This is a genomic window from Pantoea sp. EKM20T (assembly GCF_011800485.1).
Taxonomy (GTDB): domain Bacteria; phylum Pseudomonadota; class Gammaproteobacteria; order Enterobacterales; family Enterobacteriaceae; genus Pantoea; species Pantoea agglomerans.
Genome location: NZ_JAALFW010000002.1, coordinates 199,420 through 224,742, shown reverse-complemented (window position 1 = coordinate 224,742; position 25,323 = coordinate 199,420). Strand labels below are relative to the sequence as shown.

Genomic DNA, 25,323 nt, shown 5'->3' with positions numbered 1-25,323 from the left:
CCACCCCATAGGTGCAGCCAACCTGAAAGTAACAAGGATTTTGCCCGCGCAGCGCGGGCTTTTTTTTTGCCTGCGATCTCTTCGCTCCCGCCTTTCTGCCCTGCGTTCTATACTGATTACTCTGTTTGCTCTCAGGAGTCAGAAAATGACAGACGAAAAACAGCACGGCGATGCTCAGCCATCCGATCTGCAGATTGATGTCGAAGGTTTACTGGCGGCGATTCAGGCCAGAACGTCGGGAGAGGTACGGGAGTATATGGAGCAGGATCAGACGCCACGGCTGGAAGTAGAAGGCCGGGTTTTCCACTCCTATAGCGAACTGGCGGAGGCGTTTGAAATTGATATTTGTGATTATCGCGCCTATGAAGCGAACCGCTGAAATCGATTTCAAAAAAAACCCGGCGGGAAGGCCGGGTAAAAATTCAATTCGTTACACCAGGGAATTCTTAACACCTCTGCAGATTACCCTTTCCCGACTCCGAAACAAGCATCAGATACGCACGTTTCTGCAACCGATCGGGTAATTATGGAGCGGCTGTTACCAAAAACACCGCGCCCGCCAGTCACTTAGCCCTGCACACTTCTTGCATACTCACTTTTACTGCGGTTTCGTTTTAAGAATTATCCTGGATTTCCAGCCAGCGTGGCAGGAAAAAAAGTGTGAGCCATATTCAACTATAATATTGAAAAATCGCCGCTTTAGCCGCGAATGTGATGAAAGGAGCCTGTAAATGCCCGATCTCCACCAGCCGTTAATGATAATTACCGATCTGGATGGTTCGTTACTCGACCATCATACCTATCGCTGGGATGCGGCCACCGAATGGCTCACCACGTTAAAGCAGTACGCCGTTCCGCTGGTGATCTGTTCCAGTAAAACGGCAGCCGAGATTATTCCGCTGCAAAAAAGGCTTGGCATCAGTGGTTCACCGTTTATTGCTGAAAACGGTGCCGTGGTGCAAACGCACGATCAGCAGCGTATCCGCCTGCCCGATAACACCCTGACCTATGACGCTATCTGCCAGCGGCTGGCTGCCTTGAAAACAGCGTACCGTTTTACCGGCTTTCATGACTTCTCTGATCCGGAAGTGGCCGCAATGACCGGCCTGAGTGAGGCGGATGCAGAACTGTCGCGTCAGCGCGATGCGTCAGAAGTGATTGTCTGGCGCGACAGTGACGAGGCGTTTGAGCAGTTCCATGATGCGTTGCGTGCACAGGGCCTGGCGCTGACCCAGGGCGGGCGTTTCTGGCATGTGATGCCTGCGGGCAGCGGCAAAGGCGAAGCCCTGCGCTGGCTGCTGGCGCATTCACCCGGTGAGGCACGCGTGACCATCGGACTGGGTGACGGCCCTAACGATGCGCCGATGCTGGATGCGGTTGATTATGCGGTCGTAATTAAGGGCTACAGTAAAACACCGGTGACACTCAGCCGATCCGATCAGCAGCAGATCTATCACACAGCTCACCATGGCCCTGAGGGCTGGCGTGAAGGGCTGGACTATTTTTTGACTCAACCTCAATGAGCTGCCCACGGGCATTAAAAGGATGATGCGATGAGTGACTTTTATCAGAATGGCGTAATCACCAACTTTCACAACCTCACCCACCGTAGCGTGGAGTCGCTGGAAAAAGAGATGGTACGCTTTGCCCGCAAACGCAAAATGGGGCTGATCCTGCCATCGCTGTTTTCCGAACTTGAAGGCCCGGCGCTGACGAAAATCGTCGATGAGCTGGCTAAAGTGCCCTATCTGGATGAAATTGTGATTGGGCTGGATCGCGCCGACCGCGACCAGTTCCTGTTTGCCCGCGAGTTTTTCTCCCGTCTGCCGCAACGGCATCGCATTCTGTGGAACGATGGCCCGCGTCTGAAGGCGATTGATGCCGAGCTGGATAAAGAGGGTTTATCACCCACTAATCCCGGCAAAGGTCGCAACGTCTGGTTCTGCACTGGCTATACGCTGGCGTCAGACCGTACCAGCTGTGTGGCACTGCATGACTGCGATATCGTCACCTATGAGCGCGGAATGCTGGCACGCCTGCTCTACCCGGTGGCGAACCCAGCGTTTCAGTATGAGTTCTGTAAGGGGTTCTACGCGCGCGTCGCGGATGGCAAGCTTAATGGCCGCGTGGGACGTCTGCTGGTCGGGCCGCTGCTACGATCGCTGCAGAAAGTTTATGGCCATTCAGAATACCTGGAATATCTGTCGAGCTTCCGCTATCCGCTCTCCGGGGAGTTCGCCATGCGGACGCATGTGCTGAACGGGATTAAAATCCCCGGCGACTGGGGGCTGGAGATTGGCGTGCTGTCAGAGATTTATCGTAACTACACCACCCGCCAGTCGTGCCAGGTTGAGATCGCCGATAACTACGATCACAAACATCAGCCGCTGGCTGAAGATGACGGCACCGGCGGCCTGAAGCGCATGAGCAGCGATATCGTCCAGTCACTGCTGCGTAAGCTCGCCACCATGGGTGTGCCGCTGACCAGCGACTCGTTCCGGGTGCTGAAGGCGACCTATTACCGTAATGCGCTGGATATGATGGAGACCTATAACCATGAGGCGGCGATGAACGGGCTGAAATTTGATCAGCATGTGGAAGAAGCAGCGGTAGAGATGTTTACCCAGTCGATTCTGGAAGCGGGTCAGGCGTTTATTGAGCGTCCTAACGATAAGCCGTTTATACCGAGCTGGAGTCGCGTCCAGTCAGCCTTCCCGGATGTGCTGCAGCGGATCTATCAGGCGGTTGAAGAAGATAACGACGGTAACGTCTGAAAACAGGGCGGCACAGGGAGCGTGCCGGGCCAGAAAAAGCAGAAACCGGGCCTGGCGGGTCGCAGAACCCACAGGCCTGATGCTGTCAGCACGCCAGTTGCTGCGCGGGATTCAAAGCGCAGAGCTCATCGCTGCGAAAGGCTTCGCTGCGCACGGCATAGCCATCATACCAGCGGCACTCCACCATGCCACTCGCGTAGCCGGTCACCACCATCGTCTGCCCCTCTTCCTTATGCTGTACTTCTTCACTGATTGCGAAAACCATGATGCGCTCCTTTTATTAACCTGAGTGTTATTAACCTGAGTGTTATTAACCTGAGTGATTATTTTCTTTATAGCAGGCGAATAACGTTCCTGCCTGTTAAGGCACGCAAAAAAAGGGCAAATTCGGAATTAATCAGCTGGATATGCGGAAAATAAAAAAAGCGGATAAAAAAACTTATCCGCTTTGATGAAGTATTGACGCTGACGTCAGATTTTACAGCCTTCGCAATCGGCTTCGTCGCCGAGATCATCCGGCACTTCGCTGGCTTTTTTCTCTGCTTTCGCTTCAGCCTGCTCCAGTTGTGCGTCGATATCAAATTCAAACATGTCGTCGTTCATCGTCATTCTCCTGACCGTAAATCACAGTGCGCTTTATACCGATTTTCCGCGCACTCTGGCAATAAGGTTGACCACTAACAGCACGATCGACCCAATGATAAAGCCGAGCACCAGGTTGGCGCCGTTGCTGAGCAGCATAGCGATCCAGCCGCTGAAGCCACTGCTGACTTCCTCGATCAGATGATGCAGCGGTGCGATACCGTGCACCACAATACCGCCGCCGACCAGGAACATGGCGATGGTGCCGACCACCGAGAGGATCTTCATCAGCCAGGGCGCGGCAGCCAGCAGCACACTACCCAAACCCTGCGCAAGGCGAGACGGTTTCTCACGCAGCCAGAATCCGAAGTCATCAATTTTGACGATGGCCGCCACGATGCCGTAAACGCCTACCGTAACCAGAATTGCGATGCCCGCCAGGATAATCACCTGGTTGAGCAGCGGCGATTCCGACACGATGCCTAAGGTAATCGCGACAATTTCGGCTGACAGAATGAAATCGGTGCGCACCGCGCCTTTGATCTTCTTCTTCTCAAACTCTGCCGCATTCTGATTCGCCAGCGAATCGAGTCGCTGCTGACGCGCTTCCGGTGATTTGCTCTGCTTGTCATGCTGCAAACTGTGCATCACCTTCTCCACGCCTTCGTAGCAGAGATAGGCACCGCCAATCATCAGCAGCGGCGTAATCAGCCAGGGCGCAAACGCGGAGATAATCAGCGCCAGTGGCACCAGGATCAGTTTGTTAAGAAACGATCCTTTGGCAACGCCCCATACTACCGGCAGCTCACGGTTGGCTTTTACGCCGCTGACCTGCTGAGCATTCAGCGACAGATCGTCGCCCAGTACGCCAGCGGTCTTTTTCGCCGCCACTTTCCCCATGACGGAAATATCGTCCAGAAGTGTTGCAATATCATCAAGTAAAGTCAGTAAACTGGTTCCCGCCAAAATCTTATCCTTAGTCTGGTTCGTTATGTTGACAACATGGGCAGCGCTCAATTTCCGTAACGGTCATCTCGGCGATGCCCTCACAATCCCACTCTACCCGCACCGTCTCGCCTGCTGCTCCTTCAGCATGCAGATATTTGCTGACCGGGCTTTCGGTCATGCCGGTGATCTCCTCCGTGGCGACAAGCCTGTCACCGCAGTAAACCCGCGCGGTCGCTTTGGTATTCACCATCCGCTCGTCACGAATCTGGTAAAGGCGTTTTATCGTCAGTTTTATGCTGCTCATTTCAGGCTCCTGGCCACGGAGAAAGCGCAGATCTAACCAATTATGTCTGTGATTAGCAATCGGCGTTGTAATGATGAATGCCCTGATGGTCGACTTCGGCACTCTCCGGCATCGCCAGCAGCCACTCCTCCAGCCGCTCCAGCAGGTCCTGATCCGTCAGGCGCAGTTTGCCACGTAGTGCACACTCCCAGATGATCAGCACTTTCCAGCCGCTCTCCTGCAGCTGGCGCACATAACGCCGGTCACGTTCAACGTTGCTGTTAATTTTGCCGGTCCAGAATTCTGTGCGCGTCGCCGGCAGTTTAAACAGATAGCAGTGATGACGATGCCAGAAGCAGCCATGAACAAAAATAATTGCCTGATGTTCTGTCAGAACGAAATCGGGCCGACCCGGCAGGTTTTTATCCTGCACGCGAAAGCTGAATCCCCGATCTTTCAGCAGCAGCGCAATACGTTGCTCAATGGCCGTATCCTGAGCGCGAATGGCACGCATATTTTTGCTGCGTATTTCGCTGGAGTGAACATCAGCCATAACCTCTCCTTTTTTGCTGGTACTTCAACTTTAGCCTGCGCCACGAAAAGCGAAAGCCGCCGCCCGACGACTTCACACAGTGTGCCGCAAAAACAGAACATTCCGGGGGCTGACACAGGGCACATCCAGGCAATTTCCTCACAGCGTCTGGAGTGATAGCATAGGCACCTTACTGTTAAGGAAAAACGCATGCATCCCGCCGCCCTCGCTGAACCACTCTCTGCTGCACTTTCATCTGCTGATGCGTCTGAACTCTTTCAGCAGGTGCTGGCAATCTATTCGGTTCGTGATCTCACGGCCCGCCTGCAGCAGGCAGGATTTTCCTGCTGGACGCCGGCACTCCTGAACCGGATTCGTCAGGGTAAAACCGCCCTGCCACCGCTGTGTGAGGCGGAACTGTCGCTGTTACAGGGGCTGCTGCCGTCCCGTCCCGCCCATTATGATAATCCTGAATTTCGTTTTATCGATCTTTTTGCCGGTATTGGCGGCATTCGTAAGGGGTTCGAGGCAATCGGTGGCAAATGCGTATTCACCAGTGAATGGAATAAAGAGGCGGTCCGCACTTACAAAGCCAACCACTACAGCGATCCGCTTGAGCATCACTTCAATACGGATATCCGTCAGGTCACCCAGCCGGAAGGTCTGACCGACGATGAAGCGATATACCGCGCGATTGATGCGGCAATCCCCGATCATCAGGTGCTGCTGGCCGGTTTTCCCTGCCAGCCCTTTTCGCTGGCGGGCGTCAGCAAGAAAAATGCGCTGGGCCGTGCACATGGCTTTGAGTGTCAGGTGCAGGGCACGCTGTTTTTCGATGTGGCCCGTATCCTGGCTGCCAAGAAGCCGCCGTTCTTTGTGCTGGAGAATGTGAAAAACCTCAAGAGTCATGACAAGGGCCGCACCTTCGCCATTATCATGCAGACGCTGGATGAACTGGGGTATGACGTTGCGGATGCGGGTGCCAGCAGCCCGGATGCCAAAGTGATCGATGCGCGTCACTTCCTGCCGCAGCATCGCGAACGCATTGTGCTGGTGGGTATTCGCCGTGACCTGAAAAAGCAGGATTTTACGCTGCGTGATATCCGCCGTTTCTACCCGGCGCAGGTACCCAGCCTGCAGAGCCTGCTGGAGAGTTCGCCGGACGAAAAATATATCCTGTCACCAGTGCTGTGGCGCTACCTCTATCAGTATGCGAAAAAACATAAAGCCAAAGGCAATGGCTTTGGCTTTGGCCTCAACGATCCGCGTAATCCTGACTGCTGCGTGCGTACGCTGTCAGCACGTTACTACAAAGATGGCTCAGAGATTCTGATCGATCGCGGCTGGGACAGTGCGCTGGGCGAAGCGGAGTTTCAGGATGCCGATAACATGGCGCGTCGGCCACGCCGCCTTTCCCCGCGAGAGTGCGCCCGCCTGATGGGCTTTGATGTGCCAGGCCGCGAGCCGTTCCGCATTCCGGTTTCGGATACCCAGGCTTATAAGCAGTTTGGTAACTCGGTGGTAGTGCCTGTGTTTGCAGCGGTGGCTCAGCTGTTACTGCCACATATCCGTCAGCTGAAGTCGTAAGCACCGTGAAATGAAAAAACCCGTCTGGCGACGGGTTTCAGGTTCCTGTAAAACCTGGCCAGATTAGCGGTGAGATCGAGCCTGCTCAGGGAACAGGGTCAGATCGGAAAGACGCAAAAACTGTCATCCATGACCGCTCGGCCCGCGTAATTACGCACCTCATCCCTGAGGTGCGCCCGTAGCCGGGCCAACGCTTTGCGTTGTTCAAAAACGCTCCCGTCGTTTTTGTCCCTGCCGCGGGACGCTTTCCTTATCTGACCCTATTCCCTGCGCGCTGAGGTATTGAGTTGCGGCCAGATTTAGCCGGTTTCAGCAAACCCTGAAAAGTAAAAACCCGTCTGGCGACGGGTTTCTGTTTTATTTCTTCTTCTTGCTCTGCTTCTTCAGCAGCAGCCGAATCTGCTTCAGCTCTGTTGCACTTAGTGCATCGGTCTTCACGTCAGCGGCACTGGATCCCTCAGTCCCCTCTTCTGTGATGTCCTGATTATCAATCGCCGGATGTGGATGCGTTTCCAGACTGGCCTGCAAACGTTGCACAATCTCCTGGCTCATCGAAATCTGATTTTCCAGCGCCAGCTGTTTAATCGTTTCTTTCAGCTCAGGATCAATTTTAATCGTTAAATTAACAGTTTCAGTCATCGGGCAGCTCCTTTTTGTTATTGCTACAAGCTACCGGATGACCGTTTCGATTAATACACTGTCACAAAAATTTAATATTCGGTTTGTAAAGGTGTGAAGTCCCGCAGCACACCCTCATCCATACCCACCAGATTGCCCTGTAGTTCGGCATAAAGCTTCGCCATATAGCGCACCAGGAAATCGGCGTTATGTTCAGCCAGCATGCGGCCGGTTTCGGTGTGCATGGTTTCCGGCAGACGCAACAACTTCTTCTGGAAATGATCCAGCGTCCACTTAACATCATTCAGTTCGCGTTCTTTACCCAGCGGGTCCTGGCTGTCGAATAATGGCCGATTCAGCGCACCGGCGGTATAGAAGACCCGCGCCAGCCCGATCGCGCCCAGCGACTCCAGCCGATCAGCATCCTGTACAATTTTAGCTTCCAGCGTCTGAGGCGGTATGCCGGCGCTGAAACTGTGGGTTTTAACGGCATGCATCACGGCATCAATCTTTTCAGCCGGGAAATCGAGAAAATCCTGCTGCAGAATGCGCTGGGTTTCCGTCGCGGCATAGGTTGAGGCGAGATGGCGTTCCGGATGGTTCTTCGGCAGGTTTACCACATCGTGAAAATAGCAGGCGGTCAGCACCACCAGCGGATCAGCGGATGTACCGTTCATTATTCGCTGTGCGCTCATCCAGACACGCCGCAGATGGGCGATATCGTGCGCGCCGTCGTCGTGGATCCAGTTCGCCTGAAACCAGCTTTCATAGCGAGATTGCCAGAGTGTGAGTGACATAATCTATCTCCCTGTAGTGATCAACAGCAGTTTTTCTGTCGCGATCAGTGCGCAAACGGCAAGCCATCATAGCGACTGGCTAATGACACTTTTTTTACAGTGCAGTTGAAAAGAGCAGCGCTGCCAGCAATTCCGGGCAGAAAAATGAGATCTGGATCATCTGTATAGCATCTCTGTTACACAATAACCGCAATTTCGGCTGTTTTCAGTCTTTCCTCAGTGAATTGCTGCTAAGAAAATTAGTTTAACAGGCGTAATGTTTGGTTCGATCTTAACCAACTTCCTGCCTCATGCTCAGCGTTTTTTTGTCACGCGATTAAGTGTAAAACTGCACGTTATGACAGGTGAAAAAGTCTGAAAAGGTTCCTATTTTTACGGTTATAACGTACTGTATCCGGGCTATTCGTCGCTTTTTGCCAGTTGCGTGATAAGCTTTGGTGCGCTTTTTGCATTTTGCTGGTTTTTAACTACTAAAGTGACAATTATACAGTGACAGTCAGCCTACAAATTATTAAGCAAAATGATTTAAAGCTTTTATGATAACTCTCAGATGTGAAGCAAATGGACTTTTACAGCAGTAACCGGGTTCTACTAATAAAAAGAGGTAATCCATGAAAGAACGGCCGATTCTTTTTTCCGAACAGCGTGTTCGTGCCCTGTTGGTTGGCCAGCAAACGCAAACCCGGCGCATTATGAAAACTCAGGCTTTCGGTCCGGGACAGGATCATCACGAGGGCGTACACGCTTTCGATGTGAGTGCTAATCATCTGCATGGTTATAAAATGATGTCGATGACGGACATCAGCTATCAGTGTCCTTACGGTAAACCGGGTGACGTGCTCTGGGTGCGTGAAACCTGGCGTGGCCCGATGGTACCCGAGCAGTATCTGGCCGATTATGAACGCGACCCGACGCCCTTCCGCCAGCCAGAATATTGCCAGTATCGTGCAGACAGCAACGAGCTGGGCCAGCATGCACTGAGCACGCCGGAAGCAGAACAGTTTGGCTGGCAAACCGCCATTCATATGCCGCGCTGGGCCAGCCGCATCAATCTGGAGATTACCGGCGTGCGCGCCGAGAAAATTCAGGACATCAGTGAAGATGACATTATGGCGGAAGGCGTGCAGACCGATTCGCACTTCCTCAACAACTTCTTCACCATGAACGTCAATTCTGAATCGCCCAAAGAGGCGTACCGTAAAGCCTGGGAAAAACAGTATGGTGCGACCAGCTGGGAAGTGAATCCCTGGGTGTGGGTGATTGAGTTTCATCGTATTGAGCGCAACTGACGCCCCGGCCCCACGCTTTGCGGGCTGAATCACAGACAACGACCGTGCTAACGGGTTGAATAGACGGCCCTTAGCCCTGTCGCCAGATGAACAGTGCCAGCATGGTGTTTCGATGCTGGCATTTTTATGTCTGCCGCGTCAGGATAGCGAAATAGTCCGGTTCTGTGCGGGAGTTGCGATGTTTAAATGGCCCTGGAAAACGCATAACGACGCCACCCTGGCCGCGCTGCCATGGCAGCACGGGCTGGCGCAGCCGATATTCAGCCAGTTGGATGAGGCTGAACAGCAGGCGCTGGTTGAGCTGGCGCAGCGCTTTCTGCAACAGAAAAAACTGGTGCCGCTCGACGGTGTTCAGCTGGATGAACTGCGCAGTGTGCGGATCGCCCTGCTGTTCTGCCTGCCGGTGCTGAAACTGGGCCTGGAGTGGCTGGACGGTTTCCACGATGTGCTGATCTATCCCGAGCCGTTCGAGGTCGACGATCAGTGGCAGGATGACGATGGGCTGGTTCACAGCGCGCCTGCGGTTCACGCCGGACAGAGCTGGACGCAGGGGCCGGTAGTCCTCAACTGGCTCGATATTCAGGACTCGTTCGATCTCTCCGGCTTTAATCTGGTGATCCACGAGGTTGCGCACAAACTGGATGCCCGCGGCAGCGGTTACACCAGCGGTATTCCGGTCATGTCGCTGCGTGACGTCGCACTCTGGGAGAAGGATTTGCGTGCCGCGATGGCGGAGATTGAGAGTGAAGTTGAACTGGTGGGTGAGCAGGCCGCCACGATCGATCCCTACGCCGCCAGCGATCCCGCTGAGTGCTTTGCCGTGCTCTCTGAATATTTCTTTACGGCTCCGGTTCTGCTGGCCGAACGCTTTCCCGCCATGTATCAGCATCTGCGCCAGTTTTACCAGCAGGATCCCCTGGCCAGAATCGCCGCTGACACTGCGCAAACTGCTTAAATCACGATCGCTTTGCGTTAAAGCTAGCCAGTTGAATGATAATGTATTTTTTGCTGTTGACACCTTAGAGCGACGCCGTTAATATTCGCCTCGTTCACACGATTCCTCTGTAGTTCAGTCGGTAGAACGGCGGACTGTTAATCCGTATGTCACTGGTTCGAGTCCAGTCAGAGGAGCCAGATTAGAAAAACCCGCTCAGGGAAACCTGAGCGGGTTTTTTGCTTTTCAGCGATCCCAGTATTCTCTTCCTGTCTGACTGTTCATCTCAACTCGTCTGCGGTTGTTATTACCGAGACCACCGTTAAGTCTGGATCAACGCAGGCTGTCTGGCGCAACCCTGTCATGGTGTTGTGACGAGATGGCTTTAAATGAAAAACCAGCCGGGCAATATTTACGCCGGCTGGCTCATACTAGTGACGAATTATTACTCAGGAATGGTCAGTACCTGACCCGGTGCAATTTTATCCGGGCTGCTGAGAAGGTTTTTATTCGCCTCAAAGATTTTCATGTATTGGGATGCATCATTGTAAAACTGCTTGGCGATGGCGCTGAGCGTGTCGCCTGATTTAACCGTATATGTACGATTACTCCCTGCGGCGGTGACAGACTTATCTTCAACATTTTTATCCACAGCATGTAACAACTCATCGCCTATATTTTTAATATTATCCAGAATGCTCATATTTACTCCCCTATCGTTTCTGATATGTTTAGTTTGATAAAGAAAACAGGATTGCCAGACAAACACTACGCGGCGTACGATACACCCGCTTTTAATTCATGGATTAAACCACTGCTAAACGTTGCTGTAATTAATATAAAAACAGAGGATATTAATGATGGGTATATTGTCATGGGTTGTATTCGGATTACTTGCCGGCATTATCGCCAGATGTATTATGCCAGGTAAAGAACATATGGGCATTTTCATGACCATTATTCTGGGTATTATCGGTGCGCTGATTGGCGGTGTAGTCAGTACCGCTCTGGGTTTTGGCAAGGTCAATGGCTTCAATATTTACAGCATTGCTATTGCCACCGTGGGTTCAATTATTGTGCTGTTTGTCATTCATAAAATCAGAGCGTATAAACAGTCTTAATAGATTACGTTAAAGGGGATAACAGAATGAGTTTACTGGAAACAGTACTGGCCATGTGCGGCCTGAATAATCAGACCAGCCAGGAAGTGAAAGGTGTGCTGGAGTGGGTTGAGCAGCAAGGCGGTTTACATACTATCGTGAGTCACCTGCAGAGCGGCGAGTACAGTGAGGTCGTTAACTCCTGGCTGGGTGATGAGCAGAACGTTGCGCTGAGCAGCGACCTGGTGCAGAAGATGATTAACTCTGAGGCGATTGAGCAGTTGGCTGCGCGGATGGGCATCAACACCAGCGATGCACTGAATCTGCTGGCGAAATATCTGCCGCAGCTGGTGGATAAAGCGTCAACGGCGGGCGTCGTGGATAAAAAGGCTGATCTTACCGGACTGGTGAGTCAGTTAATGCACTAAGCATGATGCTAGTGGAAGATAAAAGCCTGCTACTTAAGTATTGGGCTTTTATCTTTTAGATTTTTGACCAGCATTGTAAGGAAATAATTAGCCAAATGGTTTGAGCTGTTAATATTAAGTTGGTTAAGGATGTGTAACTAAATAATTTACAAATGAAGCATCACCATGATGGCTGAAAATTCATATTAGCAATATGCGCCAGAGATATCCGGGGTGTAATGACTTGATGACCATTTTGGTCATTTATTGTGGGCTTTATCAGCCAGAAACGCTAAATATATTATTAACTTAGCCAATTCAGCCACCCATATATTTAGGCGCAGCATTTCACCAGGATATCAAAGCCTCATCAAAAAATTTGAAATTCACTCGAGAGTAAATTCAAATTCTTTTTCGCTCCCTTTGCCCTAGTACCTATCTTTAGTTTTCTCAAATAGATAAACAATAACCTCAAAAGTGGATCCCAATTTTTTTCGGGAAACGGAAGATTTCTTCCAATTTATACACACACCGCAAGCCATACCGGAGCTTAACATATCCCAAAGAGCATCAGTGTTATTACCATAATACTCACCAAAATCTAAAGCATTAGCTATTACACGATGGAAATCGCGTTCTGAATCCACTTCATCACCTTCAATTATGACATTGCGATACATATAGCCCCCTTATTACTTCCATTTCCCAATTGATGTCGCCGTTTTATAATGGTCTGTAGTGATATACAGTAACCCATCGTTAGAATATAACAAGCGTGTACCTGCTTGCTTTGCTCTGGGATAACAGAGGCAATAAGAATAGCCCGATCACCGAGGCGGGAAGATGGGCTTTAAAAACTTACAAGTAGAGATCCCGTCATAAGTCGGGATCTTACATTGAGTTAATAATGTTACAAGATGGTAATAATCTTTCGATTTCACCTTTATCTTTTTCATGAAAAAAAACCTTTAGTTGATGCCACTCATCATCAACCCAATCTAAGAACGAATCTTTTAATACCTCTAAGTATATATACGCAGATCAGAGTCTGGAATGTCTGGTATTGACTCGTTCACGATCCTTACTTTATTTTGACTAATCCAATCCAGATCTCGTAAACAATCAGAGCGGGTGTTCCAGTTTAAACCAAAACACCCTGGAAACCAAAGTAATTAATAAAGTGATCTTAGTAACTCGTCAGTATCAGCGATGGCTGGATCCAACCTAGCTAAAAACGCCTTACCACCTTCATAACATACAGATTTATCGAAGAATTTAAATACACTCATCACATCATCACCTGATTTTTATGAACGTCTTATAATGATCATTCGTATAATAAGCCTCACCATTTTGCCCAACGATGATTCGCTGAGGTCCTGGCCTTGGTATATCCGGAGTTGGATGAACATATTCTTTATAGTATCCATTAGGTTGCTTGGGCAAGCCAGATATTCCTGTCGTGCGATCAGGATAGTTTATGAATACTGAAAAATTATTTTTAAGTGGATACTTTCCGCCACTAGTAATTCAATCAGGTGTAGTTTTAAATAAAAATCCTAAGTAAATATTCTCCATAATATATCTACTTTATTATTAATATTTATTAAAAATAGCAGACTCTTGATTTGTATTGACTGGTTTTGTCGATCCTTTACTACTGCCAGCAACAATGCCGCTTGCTCCCATCACATTCCTTTCATCATCCATAACACCAGGCTTTATTGCATTTAATGCAATGAATTATGCCGGGCGATTGCCATGTTAATGGCTGCAACTCAACATAATCACTTCCCAGAATATTATTTCCTATTACATTGTTTAATTGCTAATAAATACAATTAGCCATGTTATATACGCCAGTCTTGATAGCCAAAGAAAAATCGAGCCAAAGGATAGGTCTGACTTTATCAAAAAAACCTTAAGAAAATAAAATGGTTTTTCATCATCAGTTAATCCTTGGTGAAAATACTTTCCATAGAGTGCAAAGAGAAGAAATGAAAAGCCTCCGGACAAATTAGATATTAACAATAAGTCATCGGCCACCCTTCTATATTCAGCTATCGCTGCCGCCATATATCCAAGAACAAGAAAAACCAATGCGCAATTTGATAAAACATCTCGTTTAAAAAACATATAATTGAAATAGAGCAAGGAATCCTTACCTACCTTAGCGCCACCAAGATTCCTATAAACAAAAATAAAAAAACACCCACCCCATAAAAATAAAAAAAACAATAACATAAATGATGATGCATTTAAAATAATATCATTTGAAATCATAGTGATATATTTCCTTAGTAGAGTCACCGTTCAGATCTAATTTTTCGTCATGAGAACCAGTGGCAGAACCTGTAAAACCAATACTTGGTCCAATAGAAAAGGAAATACCAATTCCATCTTTTCCGCCAGACATTCCTACAGAACCGGGACCAAAACCTATGCTAGTTGAATAATCACGATTTAAGTCTCCAAACAATCCTGGGAAATATGGGCCAAAGTCAATACCGATCGAAGCTCCAGCCTTAATACCAAATTCTTTAGTGTATCCTGAAGAAATAGATAAGTAATCATTATTAATCTCAGATCCTCCTTTCAAAGCAAGTCCCACACCACCTGAAACCTCAACTTTTCCATTAGGTTTAACCTTATACTCAGTACCCCAGGAAGGCCCTTCGCCAACAGCAATACGATTCAGCCCTGCCTGTTTCTGCTCCGGCGTAAGACCATTAACTTCCGCATACTGGTTCCAGGATTTTACTGCCGCACCGTAGCTGTTCATACCCGTACCAAAGCTCAGCGCGTTATTCTCAACCGCATTTTTACCCGCAACCGCGCCCTGAATCCCACCTTCAACAGAACCAGAAGCCACTCCCGCGGACAGTTGCGCAGCCAGCTGGCCGAGTGCGCTGACAACCTGCTTCTCTTCCTGCGTCAGTTCGCTGGCCTGCTTGCCGGGATACATTGAGTTGAGGATAGCTCTGGCCATCAGTTCGCCACCCGCAGCACCCGCTGCACCCGCTGTTGCGTTGTTCCCCGCAAGCTGCGCCAGTACGGCACCCGCGACCGCATGAGCCATGGTGTTAGCCAGGACGTTAGTCTGCTCCTGTCCGTCGACAACTTTGCTGGTAGCTTGCTTAATTTTATTGGCGATGTAAGGCGCCATTCCACCTGCTGCAGCTGCACCGAGGTTACTTGCGCCAAGGCCACCCAGCACACCAGTTACCGCTGCTGCTGCCATGGAATAGCTGCCACCAGTGCCCCACTTTTCTGCCACGGCCTTATAGCCCGCATCATTTACAATGAGATTGTTTAATTCTGCTTTGGAATAACTGGCATATTGCGGGTTTGCTTTCAGCAACCTTTCTCTGGTTTCATCTTCAGCAGCCTGCATTTTGTAGCTGCTGACATCGCCTGCTACACGCTGCCCCAGCTCCTGCATTCCCTGTGCAAACTCAAGCTTGCGTGCGACCTTATCCTTGTCGAATATCTTGTCGATATGGCCGTTGGCGTTGTCGGTATCTCTGCTCAGATCTGCGACGTTCTGTGTCTGAGCCTGACCGTTACGTACCGTGATGGTACCGTCCGCCACGGCTGAACGGGTGGTGCCAGAGGCACTGCCATGGGTATTAGCAGAGGTTGGTATCGCACCGCCTGACATTTTATTATCTTCGTTACCCCCACCCATGCTGATGGATGAGCTACTGGCTTTGTAAGAAGCGTGGTTGTCGATGTCAGACCAGCCCAGCGTACCAGTGGAGAGCGCATTGTTCGCGGACTGCGCCGTTGAGGCGATCACCGCGCCATTCAGCTGGGTGTGGTTGCCAACATAGATGTCATAGCCACCATTCCCTGCAAACAGGCCGCTCTGATCGCCGACGCTGGCATACTCACTGTTCACTTTACTCTGGCTCAGACTGAGGCCAGCGGAGCCGGTCATGCTGCCGAACGTGAAGCTGAAGCCGCCGCTGGCGCTCTGCTGCTTGCTTTGATAATCATCGGTATCCTGCAGGCTGGTCATCGTCAGATCGTGGCCTACATCGGCAACAATCCGGTTACCCAGAGCCTGCGCGCCAGACAGCACGGTGTCGTTGCCGCTGCTCAGGGTGAGGTCATTGCTGGCGTTCACCCGGCTGTTGACGTAATCGGTGGTTTTGCCATTCTCCTTGCCGCTGGCCATAAAGCCACTGGCCTGTATGCCAATACCTGTTTCATTACCTATCGCGACATGAACGCCGCCACTCCAGCCGGAAGCTTTATTGCTGCTCTTCTGTTCGGTGTTGTTGGTTGCCGCCGTGAGGTTGAGATCGTGCGCCGCAGCAAGCGTGACATTTTTGCCGGTAATGCCGCTGCCAGCGAGCGTAATATCACCGCTGCTGCCGTTGGCACCGGTCGCCACCACGGCAATGTTGCCGCCGCCGTTGAGTGAACTACCTTTAACGGCATTGGCGTTATATTCCGATGAGGATTTACTTTTACTCGCGCCGACACTGAGCTCAATTTTAATCCCCGCTTGGTTCATGTTGCCGTTGGCCAGCGCCTGGCCAGACTGCATGGTTTTTGCGCCCGACATCGCCCAGCCACTTTCCAGAGCTTTTACCGCACCCAGTGCTTTGAGGCGATCGTCGCCCGCCTCGCTGGCGGATTTTGCCTGTTCCCCAAGGCTTAATAGGGCATCGGTAATCGGGCTGGTAAGCTGCAGAGTTAAGCCGCTTTTCTTCTGCTCATATACCTGACGACGGCTGATAAGATCGTTGCCAGGATCGATATCCACGGAGCCACCGACCACGCTGATGTCTTTTTTAGCGATGACATCAGAGCCGCCGATATGGGCATTATTACCGGCAATCAGCGTGACGCTACCGCCGGTGCTGCCTACGGCGCTGGCGCTCTGGCTTTGGGTGGTGCCGTCGCGATTAAGTTGCTGGCGAGTGGAAGCGCTACCGAAGGTCACGCCAATACTTCCGCCACTCATCATGCCGCTCTTTTTGGTTTCTTTCAGGCTGTAGCTATGCTGCTCTTCAGTGGCCGCAGTGATAGCAAGATCACGCCCGGCCTTCAGTGCAACATTGTTATCGCCCACCACGCTGGAACCCGTTACGCCCAGATCCCGTCCGGCGATGATAGCAATATTGTTTCCACTCAACGCCGAAGACTGTTCAGTCGTGGCTGAGTTCTCGTGAACCGTGTGCGTGGTTTTTTTAGAGAACAGCTTTTTCTTAACTTTTGTATCTTCGTCGTAGTGATAATCGCTTTCGGTCGCCGTTGTGATAGCCACGTCTCGTCCTGCCTGGATAGCAAGATCGCCTCGCGCATCTACTCTCGCCGCTTCCGCGACCATGTCCCGTCCAGCTTTAACCGTCGTACTCCCACCACTGGCAATTTCAGTGCCCTGCTGGCGTACCGACTCATTAATCTCAACCTTCTTGCCGGATTTGTAGCTATTACCAGAACCGGTTTCAGCCGCCAGCAGATTGACGTCACGTCCCGCCTGCAAGGTCACGTCTTTGTCTGCGGCGATGCCTGCCGCCTGGCTATTGAGATCGCGTCCGGCCTTAAGTGCTAAATCGCCTCCACTGGTCAGCGTCGTGCGATCCAGCCCGGTTGAATGGGTTTCACGTTTACCCTTCACATCATTCTGGCTGCTCGTCGCGCTGTTGAGATTAAGATCTTTACCGGCTGCCAGCGCCGCGCTTTTACCTGCGCTGATGTTGCTGGCGGTAACAGTCAGATCGTGGCCCGCCTGCATCGCCATATTGCCGCCTGCGGCGATCTGGCTGCCGACTGTGGTGACGGTGGTTGTGCTGGTTGGGTCAACTTTTTGCCAGCGGTTTCCGAAGCCGGATTGTGCGCTGCCAGTGACGTTCTGGTTCCCGGTGATAGCAATATCATTCCAGGCGTTCAGCAGCAGATCGCCACCCGCTTTGAGGTTAGCGCCGGTGACGGCAATATCGTTGCCCGCCTTAAGGCTCAGAGAATCCAGTGACGTGATGCTCGCCGTTGGCCCGCTCAGGGTTTCGGTATAGGATTTCTTCGCACCCTTACCGTTATCTGCATCCAGATGCCAGAGCTGTGAAGTGGTCAGGTTGTTGATGTCACCGTTAACGCTCTCCAGTGCCACCTTTTTACCGCTGATAGTCGCGCTGACGTTGTTGATATCATTCAGTGCGCTAAGTTGCAGATCACCACCAGCATGAAGCAGACCGGCGTTGAGGTTACTGAGCGTGTTCTGACTGTCGATAGTCAGATCGTTTTTGGCCATCACGCTACTGCTGGTATTGGTGATGTTCCCGCCTTTCAGCGTCACGTTGTTACCGGCAATCACACTACCATCGCGCATCTCCACATCTTTTGTCGACAGATAGAGCTTCGGCACCATCACCGTTTCACCGTTGATGGTGGTGGCTTCCCACCAGACCATACTCTTGTCTAAAGAGGCGAGCTGCCCGGCAGAGAGTGAGACACCAAACTCCAGTCCCAGCGACTTTTGCGCCGCCGCAGCGTTGTCCATCAGATAGCGCATCTGGGCGAGATCGGATCCCAGGCCATTGATGTAGCGATTACCGGTCTGATTTAGTACCGCATTACTGACGTAGCGGGTATCAAACGCCGCATCACCGAGAAAACGATAATCATAATCTGGCTTCAGATTAAGGCGACTCAGCATGTATGAGGAGCCGAGGAAGGCGTTCTCGTCTGTGTATTGAGGGCGCGTTTCCTGTAATGGCGTGGTGGCAGGCTGTTTGCCCAGTTTTGCATTCAGCTCGCCGAACAGGCTCTGATCCAGCTGGCCCAGGCCATTGAGTTTGGGGTTGACGGTAATCAGATAGCGGCTATTGGTGTTCGACGCAACAAAGTAGCCGTTTTCGCCAGAAGGTAATGGATAGGCGCTGATATCAACCTCAGCGGCCTTATAGTTATGCAGCGACGCAGGACCCTGAGCAGCATTCGTCAGGTTGACGGCTTTACCCAGCGCTGTGTTGTTTTTACCCGCAGTTGCATATTGCGTCAGCGGTGCGCTGCCCTGTGATGCGGTCTCCAGCGCACCTGCGCCATTGACCTGCTGTAACGCATTCTGGAGCTGATCACGCCATTGTGGCGTATTGATTGCGGCTTTGTCGGCAGTTGCCAGTTGCTGATGAGACTGCGCGCCTGCGGTGCCTGCTGCGGTTAAGCCGCGTAAAGCGGGGGCAGAAAGCGTATTACCACTCCAGCCAGCATTCGCTGTGGTGTTGGTGTTGCTGATATCGCCGCTGAAGTTAGCAGAGACATTGCCTCCGGCCTGAATAACAGCGCGGTAGAGCTGGCCAGGCGTAAAGGTGGTTTCGTGACCGGTAAGCGTATAAGTGAACTCACTCCCCTTTGTGGCATTCCTGGTTCTTTCAGCCCCAATTTTTCCTGTCGCTAATGCTCCTTTATATTCGTAAACAAGATTGTCATTTTGCGTACCCGCCTGCCAGCTCTGATTATTAAGCTGGCCGCCAGAAAGAGAGACATTACCATTAGCGAGTATGTTGCTGGCCTGGTTATCCAGTGAACCTGCGTTGATATTGAGGTTGCTACCTGACGCAATTCGCGCTGCACCGCCATTACTGACAACATCTACAGTAGTACTTGAAAGTGCGAACTTTTGGGTAGCAGCCTCTTTAGTAGGGGCATAATAATCTTTGGAAACAGTCGAGCCTCCTGAACAACCACAACCAGAGTGATTGCCACCGCCACCTGTACTTGGCGTAGTGATTGTCACGTTGTAGTAACCATAGTCCCCCACTGCTAACTGCCAGATGGTGATCTTCATCGTTGGATCACCAACACCAGCACGTGTCGGTGAGGATGTGCTGGTCTGGGTTACATGCAGTCCATCCCTTGTATTCAGCAAATGTCCCGTATTAATCGTGATATCGCCATTCTGCGTTTCGATGGTGCCGGAGTTATTAATCACTTCGCCGTTAGCGTTCCCCGCCGCGTCGCCCTGAAGCCACATACTGCCGCCTGCCAGCATATCGGCACGCTGGTTACGAATACTGTTGGCAAAAAGAGAGAGATTGCCGGCCGCATAGAGCAGCGCATTGTTAACGATGCTGCCAGGCGCACTGAGCACCAGGTTGCCGCGGGTACCGGTAAATCCGTCCAGGACAATATCGCTGCGGCTGGCTAAGTTGATGTTACCGCCGCCCTGCAGACTGCCATTCCCGTTCATGGCGATGCGGTTGCCGCTTAACGCACTGTCACCCGAACCGGTAGTGAGCTGACCATTATTAGTGAGATCGCCGCCTGCACTCAGCGTCAGCGCCCCACCCTGCATCGTGCCCTGGTTGTCTATCGCGCCATTACTGCTGACGGAGAGTCGCCCGCCCGCAGCCAGCACATCGCGACCGGTAAAACCATTCGCGATCTCCAGCGTGGCATCACCCAGCGCCACAACCTGACCGGTCTGATCAAAGCCATTGCTGTGAACCAGCAAATTGCCGCCACTGAACAGGCGCCCACTGCTTTGCTGATTAACCTGAGCGCCCATCACGCTCAGTCGGTTGTTACCCAGCAGCGTGCCGCTGTTGTTTACCTGCTGATAATTAACCTCAAGGTTGCCGCCCTGGGCTGTGCCCTGGTTGCTGAAGCCATTGCCGGTCAGCGTGCCCTGACCGTCGGCCAGCAGCGTACCGTTATTGCTGGCATTAGTCGCATTGAGGATGAGTTGAGACGCCTGTAACCAGCCGTTGTTATTCAGCTGCGGCGTATTCAATGTCTGCGCGCCACCCGAGAGCCACCGGCCATCGTTTTGCGTTAAACCGGTTAATGTCGCGACACCGTTGCCATTGCCCTGAATCAGGCCATAGTTGAACAGTTCTGGCCCGGTCAGCGTCAGGGCGTTTTGCGTGATCATGGCGCCATTGCCGCCGTTGGTGATACGTCCACCAGCATTGACCAGCAGGCTGTTGTCACCCTGTAAGCGCCCGTTGTTATCAACCGCGCCCGTGGTGATCTGCAGGTCGCCGCCCTGCACGCGTCCGGCATTATTGAGCGAGGAGGACTGAAGCGTCAGCCTGCCTGCGCTGAGCAGCGTTTTATCCTGCTGCTGGGTCAGTGCACCGTTAAGGCCAACCGTCAGCGCGTCGACACCGGTCACTGAGCCGTTATTGTTTAACGTGTCGCCCCGTAGCGTCAGGTTCCTGGCAATCCATTCGCCCTGATTGGTCAGCGTCAGTGCCTGCAGTGCCGCAGTGCCATTCGCTGAAATCTTACTGCCAGCACCCGCATCAAGGCGATCCGCCAGAATCAATTGCAGCGCATCCGCACTCTGGATCGCGCCATTATTGGTCAGTTGCCGGGCATTCAGCAGGATCTGCTGTCCCTGCCAGCTGCCGTTATTCACAACGTCCCCGCCGTTGATGTTCAGCGTGCCCTGCGTCAGCAGCGATCCGCCCTGATTATTGATCAGCTGACGTGATGGCGCGGCCAGCGCTCTGAGCAGCATTCGCCCGGCCACCTGTGGCGCAGCGGCAAACGTTAATGCCTGCAGACCAATCAGGCTGCCCTGATTAATGACGCTGGCGGGTGAAATGGTCAGAGTTTTGCCCTGCACCGATCCGCTGTTATTCAGCGCGGCACCGTTCAGCACCATCGCCCCTTCGCTGAGCAGTGAGCCGCTGTTGTTCAGCGTGTTCGCCGTAACCTGTGCGGTGTTCTGACTCATCAACGAGCCGGTGTTATGCAGTTCATTGCTGATGCTGGCGTTCAGATCTTTGCTGCCCAGCAGCGATCCCTCATGCAGCCAGTTATCAGCGTTAACCGTTGCCTGCTCGCCCTGCAGCGTTCCCTGGGTGTTGAGCTGACCCGCGGTCAGCGTCAGTGTTCCGCCGCTCAGCGTTTTGCCACCGGCAGATTGCGTGATGTTATCGGCCTGAGCAGTCAGCGCCGTGTTGCCCTGTAACAGACCGTCGTTGTTCAGGCTGGTGCCCTGCACCCCCAGGCGGTCCGCCATTATTTTGCCGCTGTTGCGCAGCGTGGTGGCATTCAGGTCGCTATTGCCCTGGCTGATCAGCGTGCCGCTGTTGATCAGATCGCTGGCGATGTTACCGCGCAAAGCGCTGATGCCATTGAGGCTGCCGCGATTGTCGAGAGAATCCAGCGTGACGTCGAGTTGCTGGCCCTGCCAGCTGCCATCATTGACCACGCTACCGCCCTTGACGATCAGTCGATCGCCGCTCAGCAGTTGCCCATTGTTGTGGTTGAGGGTCTGAGCAAATCCGAGATCCAATAGCGTGTCGCCCTGAAGCAGCCCGCTGTTTTCCAGCGTATTACCGCTGGCGCTGAGTTGCTGTGCCACAATCTGGCCGCTGTTACTGAGCGTTTGTGCCTGCAGGTCGGCCTGCTGGCCAGTCACGATCTGTCCCGTGCTGCTGTTATTCAGCGTATCGGCAATCTGAAGGTCGAGGTCATCGCTCAGCAGGCGTCCGCTGTTGTTGAGACGGTTGCCGTTGACTGAAAGCTTACCGTTAACCTGCAGCAGCCCGTCGTTATCCAGTTGATCTAACGTCAGCGTCAGCGGTCCTCCGGCGATTAACTGGCCGCCCTGGAGGTTGTGGAGTTGCTGATGATCCAGCGTTAAGGTGCTGTTGCCCTGCAGCAGACCGCCGTTACTGAGCACTGGCGCACCGAGGCTGAGGTTATCCGCCGCCAGTGTGCCTTTGTTATCGATCTCCCCAGCCTGTAAATTCATCTGCTGCTGGCTGATCAGACTTCCGCTGTTATCCAGCACACCCCCGACCTGGGCTGTCAGTGCCTTTCCGGCGCGAACAGTGCCACTGTTCTGCAACGCCTTCGCGTTTAACGCTATCTGATCGGCCTGCATTGCGCCGTGGTTATTCAGTGAAGTGATGTTGCCATTCAGGGTGCCGTCACTCAGCAACTGTCCGCCCTGCTGATTATCCAGCTGGTCGCCTGCCAGCGTAATCTGCTGATTACCCTGAATCAGGCCACTGTTAATCAGGTCGCCCCGCAGCGTCAGCGCCTGGGCAATCAGCCAGCCGCTGTTGTCAGTGTGATTCGCTTTCAGCGCGATGCCCTGTTGTCCCAGAATCTTGCCGCTATTGGCCAGCGTGTCGCTTTGCAGGTCAGCGTCGGCTTCACTGAGGGCATTGCCGCTGTTCTGCCAGCGGTCAGCATTCAGTGTCAGCTGTTTGCCCTGCATCAGTCCGCTGTTGTCCAGCGTCTGCTGTTGCACATTCAGCTGGCCTGCGCTGAGCAGCGTGCCGCTGTTGGTTAACCCGCTGCCCTGTAACGATACTGCCTTGTCGCCCTGGAGTGTTCCGCTGTTATTGACCTGGCTGACATCGCTATTCAGCGTTGCGGCGGCGATGATGCCCTGATTAGTCAGTACATCGCCGTGCAGCTGGAGTGGGTCACTGGCCAGCAGTTTGCCACCCAGCTGATTATCCAGATGCCCGTACCGGGCGCTGAGGCTGGCAGCGTTGATTTCCCCGCTGTTGTTCAGCTGGTCGCCGCTGACTACCAGTGTTTTGCCGCTGGTGATCAATCCGCTGTTATTAAGCTGTGGCAAATCGAGCGCAAAGTCGTTGTCGGAGCTGATCGTCCCCGCAGCAAGGTTATCCAGCTGTCCGGCATGTAAAGAGAGCTGATTAGAGCCCTGAAGCAGGCCGCCGTTACTGATTTGCGCGGCGATCAGCGTCAGATTCGGTGCGGTTAACGAGCCCATGTTACGTAGTTGTGCACTGTTCAGGGTGAGTGCGTTCTGACTGCTGATGGCCCCCTGATTTTCCAGCCTGCCACGAGCGGTCAGTTGCGCGTCACCGCGTGCAGTGATGGAGCCGTTTTGTTGTAGCGTATCGCTGTTAATCACAGCATCGCCATGACTCACCATCTCGCCACTGTTATTCAGGGTCGGGACATCGATTTGCAGACGCTGACTGACCAGATTGCCGCTGTTGCTGAAGGTATCCGCAACACTGAATAGTGCGTTGCCCTGTGCGGAGAAGATTCCGTCCTGATTCAGACGATTAGCCGTGATCGTGGCATCACCCGTACTGATCAGTTTGCCGCTGTTATCAAGAGTGCCGCTTTGAATGTTCAGGCTGCTGCCACTGATTTCATCGCGGTTAGTCAGCTGTTCGCTAACAGCCAAAGTATTTTTACCCTGAGCCAGCAGCTTACCGTTCTGTTGCAGAGTGTTAGTGCGAACCTGCACGTCACCATTACTGGCCAGGCTGCCACTGTTAGTGATCTGCGCGGCCTCAATATCGAGCGTTTTTGCGGCGGCGAGCTGACCGGCATTGTCCAGCTGAGAGGTGGCAGAGAGCTGCAGCGCGTCTACCGCACTACCGCTGCTGCTGTTATCAACACTCAGGTTAGCACCGCTGAGACGCACATTCTGGCCTGCTTTAACGCTGCTGCCTTTAAGCGTGATACTGCCCTGACTGTTGAGATCCAGCGAGGCGTCGCTGCCCAGCGAGGCCCCATTTAAGGCAATATCCTGCTGCGCTGTCAGTGCGACGTTACCACCCGCTTTATGTTCGCCCTGCAGGGTGATGCTGCTACCTTTTGCAGTCAGGGTGCCGCTGGTCAGGCTGTTGTTAACGCTTAACCGACCCTGCGCATCCAGCACCATATCGCCCTGACGGGCATTAAGATTGCCGAGATTGACGCCAACGCCGTTTTCGCTGGAGACCAGATGGATGCGGTTGGCGTACATGCCGCCCAGCGCGCCGGTATCTACGGCGACCGATGGCGCAGCACCTTCGCCTGCGATGGGTGTCACGCTGCCATCAGCACCAACCCGGTTTGCGCCCACCGTCACATTAAGATCTTTGGCATGGATGCCCGCGTTGATTTCGGTTGCGCGCGCGATGATCGAGACAGCATCAGCCTGGCTGCCATCCAGTCCTTTACCCTCAATGCTGATTGCGCCTTTCGTCACTTCCAGCGATTGCAGATTGCCCTGCGCATCAAGCTGCGGTTTACCGGTGGTCAGCGTAACGTTGGGCGTATTGATAAAGCCGCAGCCGTTACAGGTAATGCCATAAGGGTTAGCGACCATCACGTTGGCCGCTTTGCCCGCTACTTCGGTATAGCCCTGCAGCTGTGAACGGTTGGCACCCACCACCTCATTAATAATGGCCCGGGCTTCCTGCCCAGCTTTGAGGTTCGGGTTGTTCTGGACAAGTCCACCCAGCTGGGTCTGCGTCAACCGGCCGGTTGCGTTGTTCAGGATCAGCCCTTCCTGGCCCACGTTGTAATTCTGATACTGGTTATGCGACAGGCCCGCCGCATTCGGCGTCGCGATATTAATGACCGGAACACCATTCCCGGCAGCATCAACTTTGGTCCCTAATGTGACGGGCGCTATCGCCGCAGAAAAGGCGGGCAGCAGTGGCTGAAACGCGATCAGCGAACAGATGAGATAGCTCAGCAGACGACGCGGCAGTGAAAGCTTTATTTGATCATCCATAATCGGG

At 52.6% G+C, this 25,323-nt stretch carries 20 protein-coding genes, 1 tRNA gene and 1 pseudogene; 9 read left to right on the top strand and 13 right to left on the bottom strand.

What is annotated here, in order from left to right:
* Positions 1–145: 145 nt before the first annotated feature.
* From HFD94_RS04115 to HFD94_RS04105, 3 genes are all read left to right on the top strand, one after another.
* On the top strand, positions 146–379 hold the full coding sequence (locus tag HFD94_RS04115) for a DUF2525 domain-containing protein (protein ID WP_010247694.1): 234 nt from the start codon (positions 146–148) through the stop codon (positions 377–379).
* Positions 380–731: 352 nt separating this feature from the next.
* Positions 732–1,523, top strand: a complete 792-nt coding sequence (locus HFD94_RS04110) for a mannosyl-3-phosphoglycerate phosphatase-related protein (RefSeq protein ID WP_159226519.1) — start codon at positions 732–734, stop codon at positions 1,521–1,523.
* 30 nt (positions 1,524–1,553) lie between these two features.
* Positions 1,554–2,774 carry a glycosyl transferase gene (locus HFD94_RS04105; protein WP_010247700.1) on the top strand — a complete coding sequence of 407 codons (1,221 nt, stop codon included), beginning with the start codon at positions 1,554–1,556 and terminating at the stop codon, positions 2,772–2,774.
* Between the two features lie 85 nt (positions 2,775–2,859).
* Here the strand turns inward: HFD94_RS04105 and HFD94_RS04100 are convergent, their stop codons facing one another.
* From HFD94_RS04100 to HFD94_RS04085, 5 genes are all read right to left on the bottom strand, one after another.
* Positions 2,860–3,039, bottom strand: a complete 180-nt coding sequence (locus HFD94_RS04100; protein WP_167432780.1) for a YodC family protein — start codon at positions 3,037–3,039, stop codon at positions 2,860–2,862.
* Between the two features lie 206 nt (positions 3,040–3,245).
* Positions 3,246–3,377 carry a hypothetical protein gene (locus HFD94_RS23095; protein WP_003854444.1) on the bottom strand — a complete coding sequence of 44 codons (132 nt, stop codon included), beginning with the start codon at positions 3,375–3,377 and terminating at the stop codon, positions 3,246–3,248.
* Positions 3,378–3,410: 33 nt separating this feature from the next.
* Entirely contained in the window at positions 3,411–4,322 is a 912-nt protein-coding gene (locus HFD94_RS04095) for a DUF808 domain-containing protein (RefSeq protein WP_010247708.1), read from the bottom strand.
* A 10-nt stretch (positions 4,323–4,332) separates the two neighbouring features.
* A complete protein-coding gene (locus HFD94_RS04090; protein WP_167432779.1) occupies positions 4,333–4,608 on the bottom strand; it encodes a hypothetical protein in 276 nt (91 codons plus the stop codon).
* Positions 4,609–4,660: 52 nt separating this feature from the next.
* Complete coding sequence (locus HFD94_RS04085; protein WP_010247714.1) at positions 4,661–5,140, bottom strand: very short patch repair endonuclease; 480 nt, start codon at positions 5,138–5,140, stop codon at positions 4,661–4,663.
* A gap of 189 nt (positions 5,141–5,329) precedes the next feature.
* Between HFD94_RS04085 and dcm the strand changes: the two genes are divergently transcribed.
* Complete coding sequence (gene dcm, locus HFD94_RS04080) at positions 5,330–6,706, top strand: DNA (cytosine-5-)-methyltransferase (RefSeq protein WP_167432778.1); 1,377 nt, start codon at positions 5,330–5,332, stop codon at positions 6,704–6,706.
* Between the two features lie 357 nt (positions 6,707–7,063).
* On the opposite strand, the gene HFD94_RS04075 is transcribed toward dcm, so the two are convergent.
* Together HFD94_RS04075 and HFD94_RS04070 are read right to left on the bottom strand one after the other, a co-directional pair.
* Entirely contained in the window at positions 7,064–7,345 is a 282-nt protein-coding gene (locus HFD94_RS04075; RefSeq protein WP_010247717.1) for an Arc family DNA-binding protein, read from the bottom strand.
* Between the two features lie 71 nt (positions 7,346–7,416).
* Entirely contained in the window at positions 7,417–8,121 is a 705-nt protein-coding gene (locus HFD94_RS04070) for a phosphohydrolase (protein WP_167430273.1), read from the bottom strand.
* Between the two features lie 611 nt (positions 8,122–8,732).
* Between HFD94_RS04070 and HFD94_RS04065 the strand changes: the two genes are divergently transcribed.
* The 3 genes from HFD94_RS04065 to HFD94_RS04055 all read left to right on the top strand — a co-directional run bounded on the left by HFD94_RS04065 (position 8,733) and on the right by HFD94_RS04055 (position 10,544).
* Positions 8,733–9,410: a hypothetical protein gene (locus HFD94_RS04065; RefSeq protein WP_010247721.1), complete on the top strand. Its 678-nt coding sequence runs from the start codon at positions 8,733–8,735 to the stop codon at positions 9,408–9,410.
* A 178-nt stretch (positions 9,411–9,588) separates the two neighbouring features.
* On the top strand, positions 9,589–10,365 hold the full coding sequence (gene mtfA / locus HFD94_RS04060) for a DgsA anti-repressor MtfA (protein ID WP_171820333.1): 777 nt from the start codon (positions 9,589–9,591) through the stop codon (positions 10,363–10,365).
* 103 nt (positions 10,366–10,468) lie between these two features.
* Positions 10,469–10,544: transfer RNA gene (locus HFD94_RS04055), tRNA-Asn, on the top strand.
* Between the two features lie 245 nt (positions 10,545–10,789).
* Here HFD94_RS04055 and HFD94_RS04050 read toward each other — a convergent pair.
* Complete coding sequence (locus HFD94_RS04050) at positions 10,790–11,047, bottom strand: LysM peptidoglycan-binding domain-containing protein (RefSeq protein WP_010247725.1); 258 nt, start codon at positions 11,045–11,047, stop codon at positions 10,790–10,792.
* A 157-nt stretch (positions 11,048–11,204) separates the two neighbouring features.
* Here HFD94_RS04050 and HFD94_RS04045 point away from each other — a divergent pair, with 157 nt between their 5' ends.
* Both HFD94_RS04045 and HFD94_RS04040 read left to right on the top strand, forming a co-directional pair.
* Complete coding sequence (locus HFD94_RS04045; RefSeq protein ID WP_122888748.1) at positions 11,205–11,465, top strand: GlsB/YeaQ/YmgE family stress response membrane protein; 261 nt, start codon at positions 11,205–11,207, stop codon at positions 11,463–11,465.
* 26 nt (positions 11,466–11,491) lie between these two features.
* A complete protein-coding gene (locus HFD94_RS04040) occupies positions 11,492–11,872 on the top strand; it encodes a YidB family protein (RefSeq protein ID WP_010247730.1) in 381 nt (126 codons plus the stop codon).
* A 407-nt stretch (positions 11,873–12,279) separates the two neighbouring features.
* On the opposite strand, the gene HFD94_RS04035 is transcribed toward HFD94_RS04040, so the two are convergent.
* The 5 genes and pseudogenes from HFD94_RS04035 to HFD94_RS04010 all read right to left on the bottom strand — a co-directional run bounded on the left by HFD94_RS04035 (position 12,280) and on the right by HFD94_RS04010 (position 25,316).
* Positions 12,280–12,531: a barstar family protein gene (locus HFD94_RS04035; RefSeq protein ID WP_122888747.1), complete on the bottom strand. Its 252-nt coding sequence runs from the start codon at positions 12,529–12,531 to the stop codon at positions 12,280–12,282.
* 342 nt (positions 12,532–12,873) lie between these two features.
* Positions 12,874–12,969: pseudogene (locus HFD94_RS23165) on the bottom strand (hypothetical protein); the annotation flags it as partial.
* A gap of 178 nt (positions 12,970–13,147) precedes the next feature.
* Positions 13,148–13,381, bottom strand: a complete 234-nt coding sequence (locus tag HFD94_RS23160) for a ribonuclease domain-containing protein (protein WP_081000453.1) — start codon at positions 13,379–13,381, stop codon at positions 13,148–13,150.
* A gap of 291 nt (positions 13,382–13,672) precedes the next feature.
* A complete protein-coding gene (locus HFD94_RS04015) occupies positions 13,673–14,134 on the bottom strand; it encodes a hypothetical protein (RefSeq protein WP_122888746.1) in 462 nt (153 codons plus the stop codon).
* On the bottom strand, positions 14,121–25,316 hold the full coding sequence (locus tag HFD94_RS04010) for a hemagglutinin repeat-containing protein (protein WP_122888745.1): 11,196 nt from the start codon (positions 25,314–25,316) through the stop codon (positions 14,121–14,123). Before HFD94_RS04010 ends, HFD94_RS04015 begins: the two co-directional genes overlap by 14 nt.
* Positions 25,317–25,323 lie beyond the last annotated feature (7 nt).

Bases quoted from the DNA above. Each gene is read 5' to 3' on its own strand.
- HFD94_RS04115 (WP_010247694.1), top strand. From the start codon at position 146: ATGACAGACGAAAAACAGCACGGCGATGCTCAGCCATCCGATCTGCAG.
- HFD94_RS04110 (WP_159226519.1), top strand. From the start codon at position 732: ATGCCCGATCTCCACCAGCCGTTAATGATAATTACCGATCTGGATGGT.
- HFD94_RS04105 (WP_010247700.1), top strand. From the start codon at position 1,554: ATGAGTGACTTTTATCAGAATGGCGTAATCACCAACTTTCACAACCTC.
- HFD94_RS04100 (WP_167432780.1), bottom strand. From the start codon at position 3,039: ATGGTTTTCGCAATCAGTGAAGAAGTACAGCATAAGGAAGAGGGGCAG.
- HFD94_RS23095 (WP_003854444.1), bottom strand. From the start codon at position 3,377: ATGAACGACGACATGTTTGAATTTGATATCGACGCACAACTGGAGCAG.
- HFD94_RS04090 (WP_167432779.1), bottom strand. From the start codon at position 4,608: ATGAGCAGCATAAAACTGACGATAAAACGCCTTTACCAGATTCGTGAC.
- HFD94_RS04085 (WP_010247714.1), bottom strand. From the start codon at position 5,140: ATGGCTGATGTTCACTCCAGCGAAATACGCAGCAAAAATATGCGTGCC.
- dcm (WP_167432778.1), top strand. From the start codon at position 5,330: ATGCATCCCGCCGCCCTCGCTGAACCACTCTCTGCTGCACTTTCATCT.
- HFD94_RS04075 (WP_010247717.1), bottom strand. From the start codon at position 7,345: ATGACTGAAACTGTTAATTTAACGATTAAAATTGATCCTGAGCTGAAA.
- HFD94_RS04070 (WP_167430273.1), bottom strand. From the start codon at position 8,121: ATGTCACTCACACTCTGGCAATCTCGCTATGAAAGCTGGTTTCAGGCG.
- HFD94_RS04065 (WP_010247721.1), top strand. From the start codon at position 8,733: ATGAAAGAACGGCCGATTCTTTTTTCCGAACAGCGTGTTCGTGCCCTG.
- mtfA (WP_171820333.1), top strand. From the start codon at position 9,589: ATGTTTAAATGGCCCTGGAAAACGCATAACGACGCCACCCTGGCCGCG.
- HFD94_RS04050 (WP_010247725.1), bottom strand. From the start codon at position 11,047: ATGAGCATTCTGGATAATATTAAAAATATAGGCGATGAGTTGTTACAT.
- HFD94_RS04045 (WP_122888748.1), top strand. From the start codon at position 11,205: ATGGGTATATTGTCATGGGTTGTATTCGGATTACTTGCCGGCATTATC.
- HFD94_RS04040 (WP_010247730.1), top strand. From the start codon at position 11,492: ATGAGTTTACTGGAAACAGTACTGGCCATGTGCGGCCTGAATAATCAG.
- HFD94_RS04035 (WP_122888747.1), bottom strand. From the start codon at position 12,531: ATGTATCGCAATGTCATAATTGAAGGTGATGAAGTGGATTCAGAACGC.
- HFD94_RS04015 (WP_122888746.1), bottom strand. From the start codon at position 14,134: ATGATTTCAAATGATATTATTTTAAATGCATCATCATTTATGTTATTG.
- HFD94_RS04010 (WP_122888745.1), bottom strand. From the start codon at position 25,316: ATGGATGATCAAATAAAGCTTTCACTGCCGCGTCGTCTGCTGAGCTAT.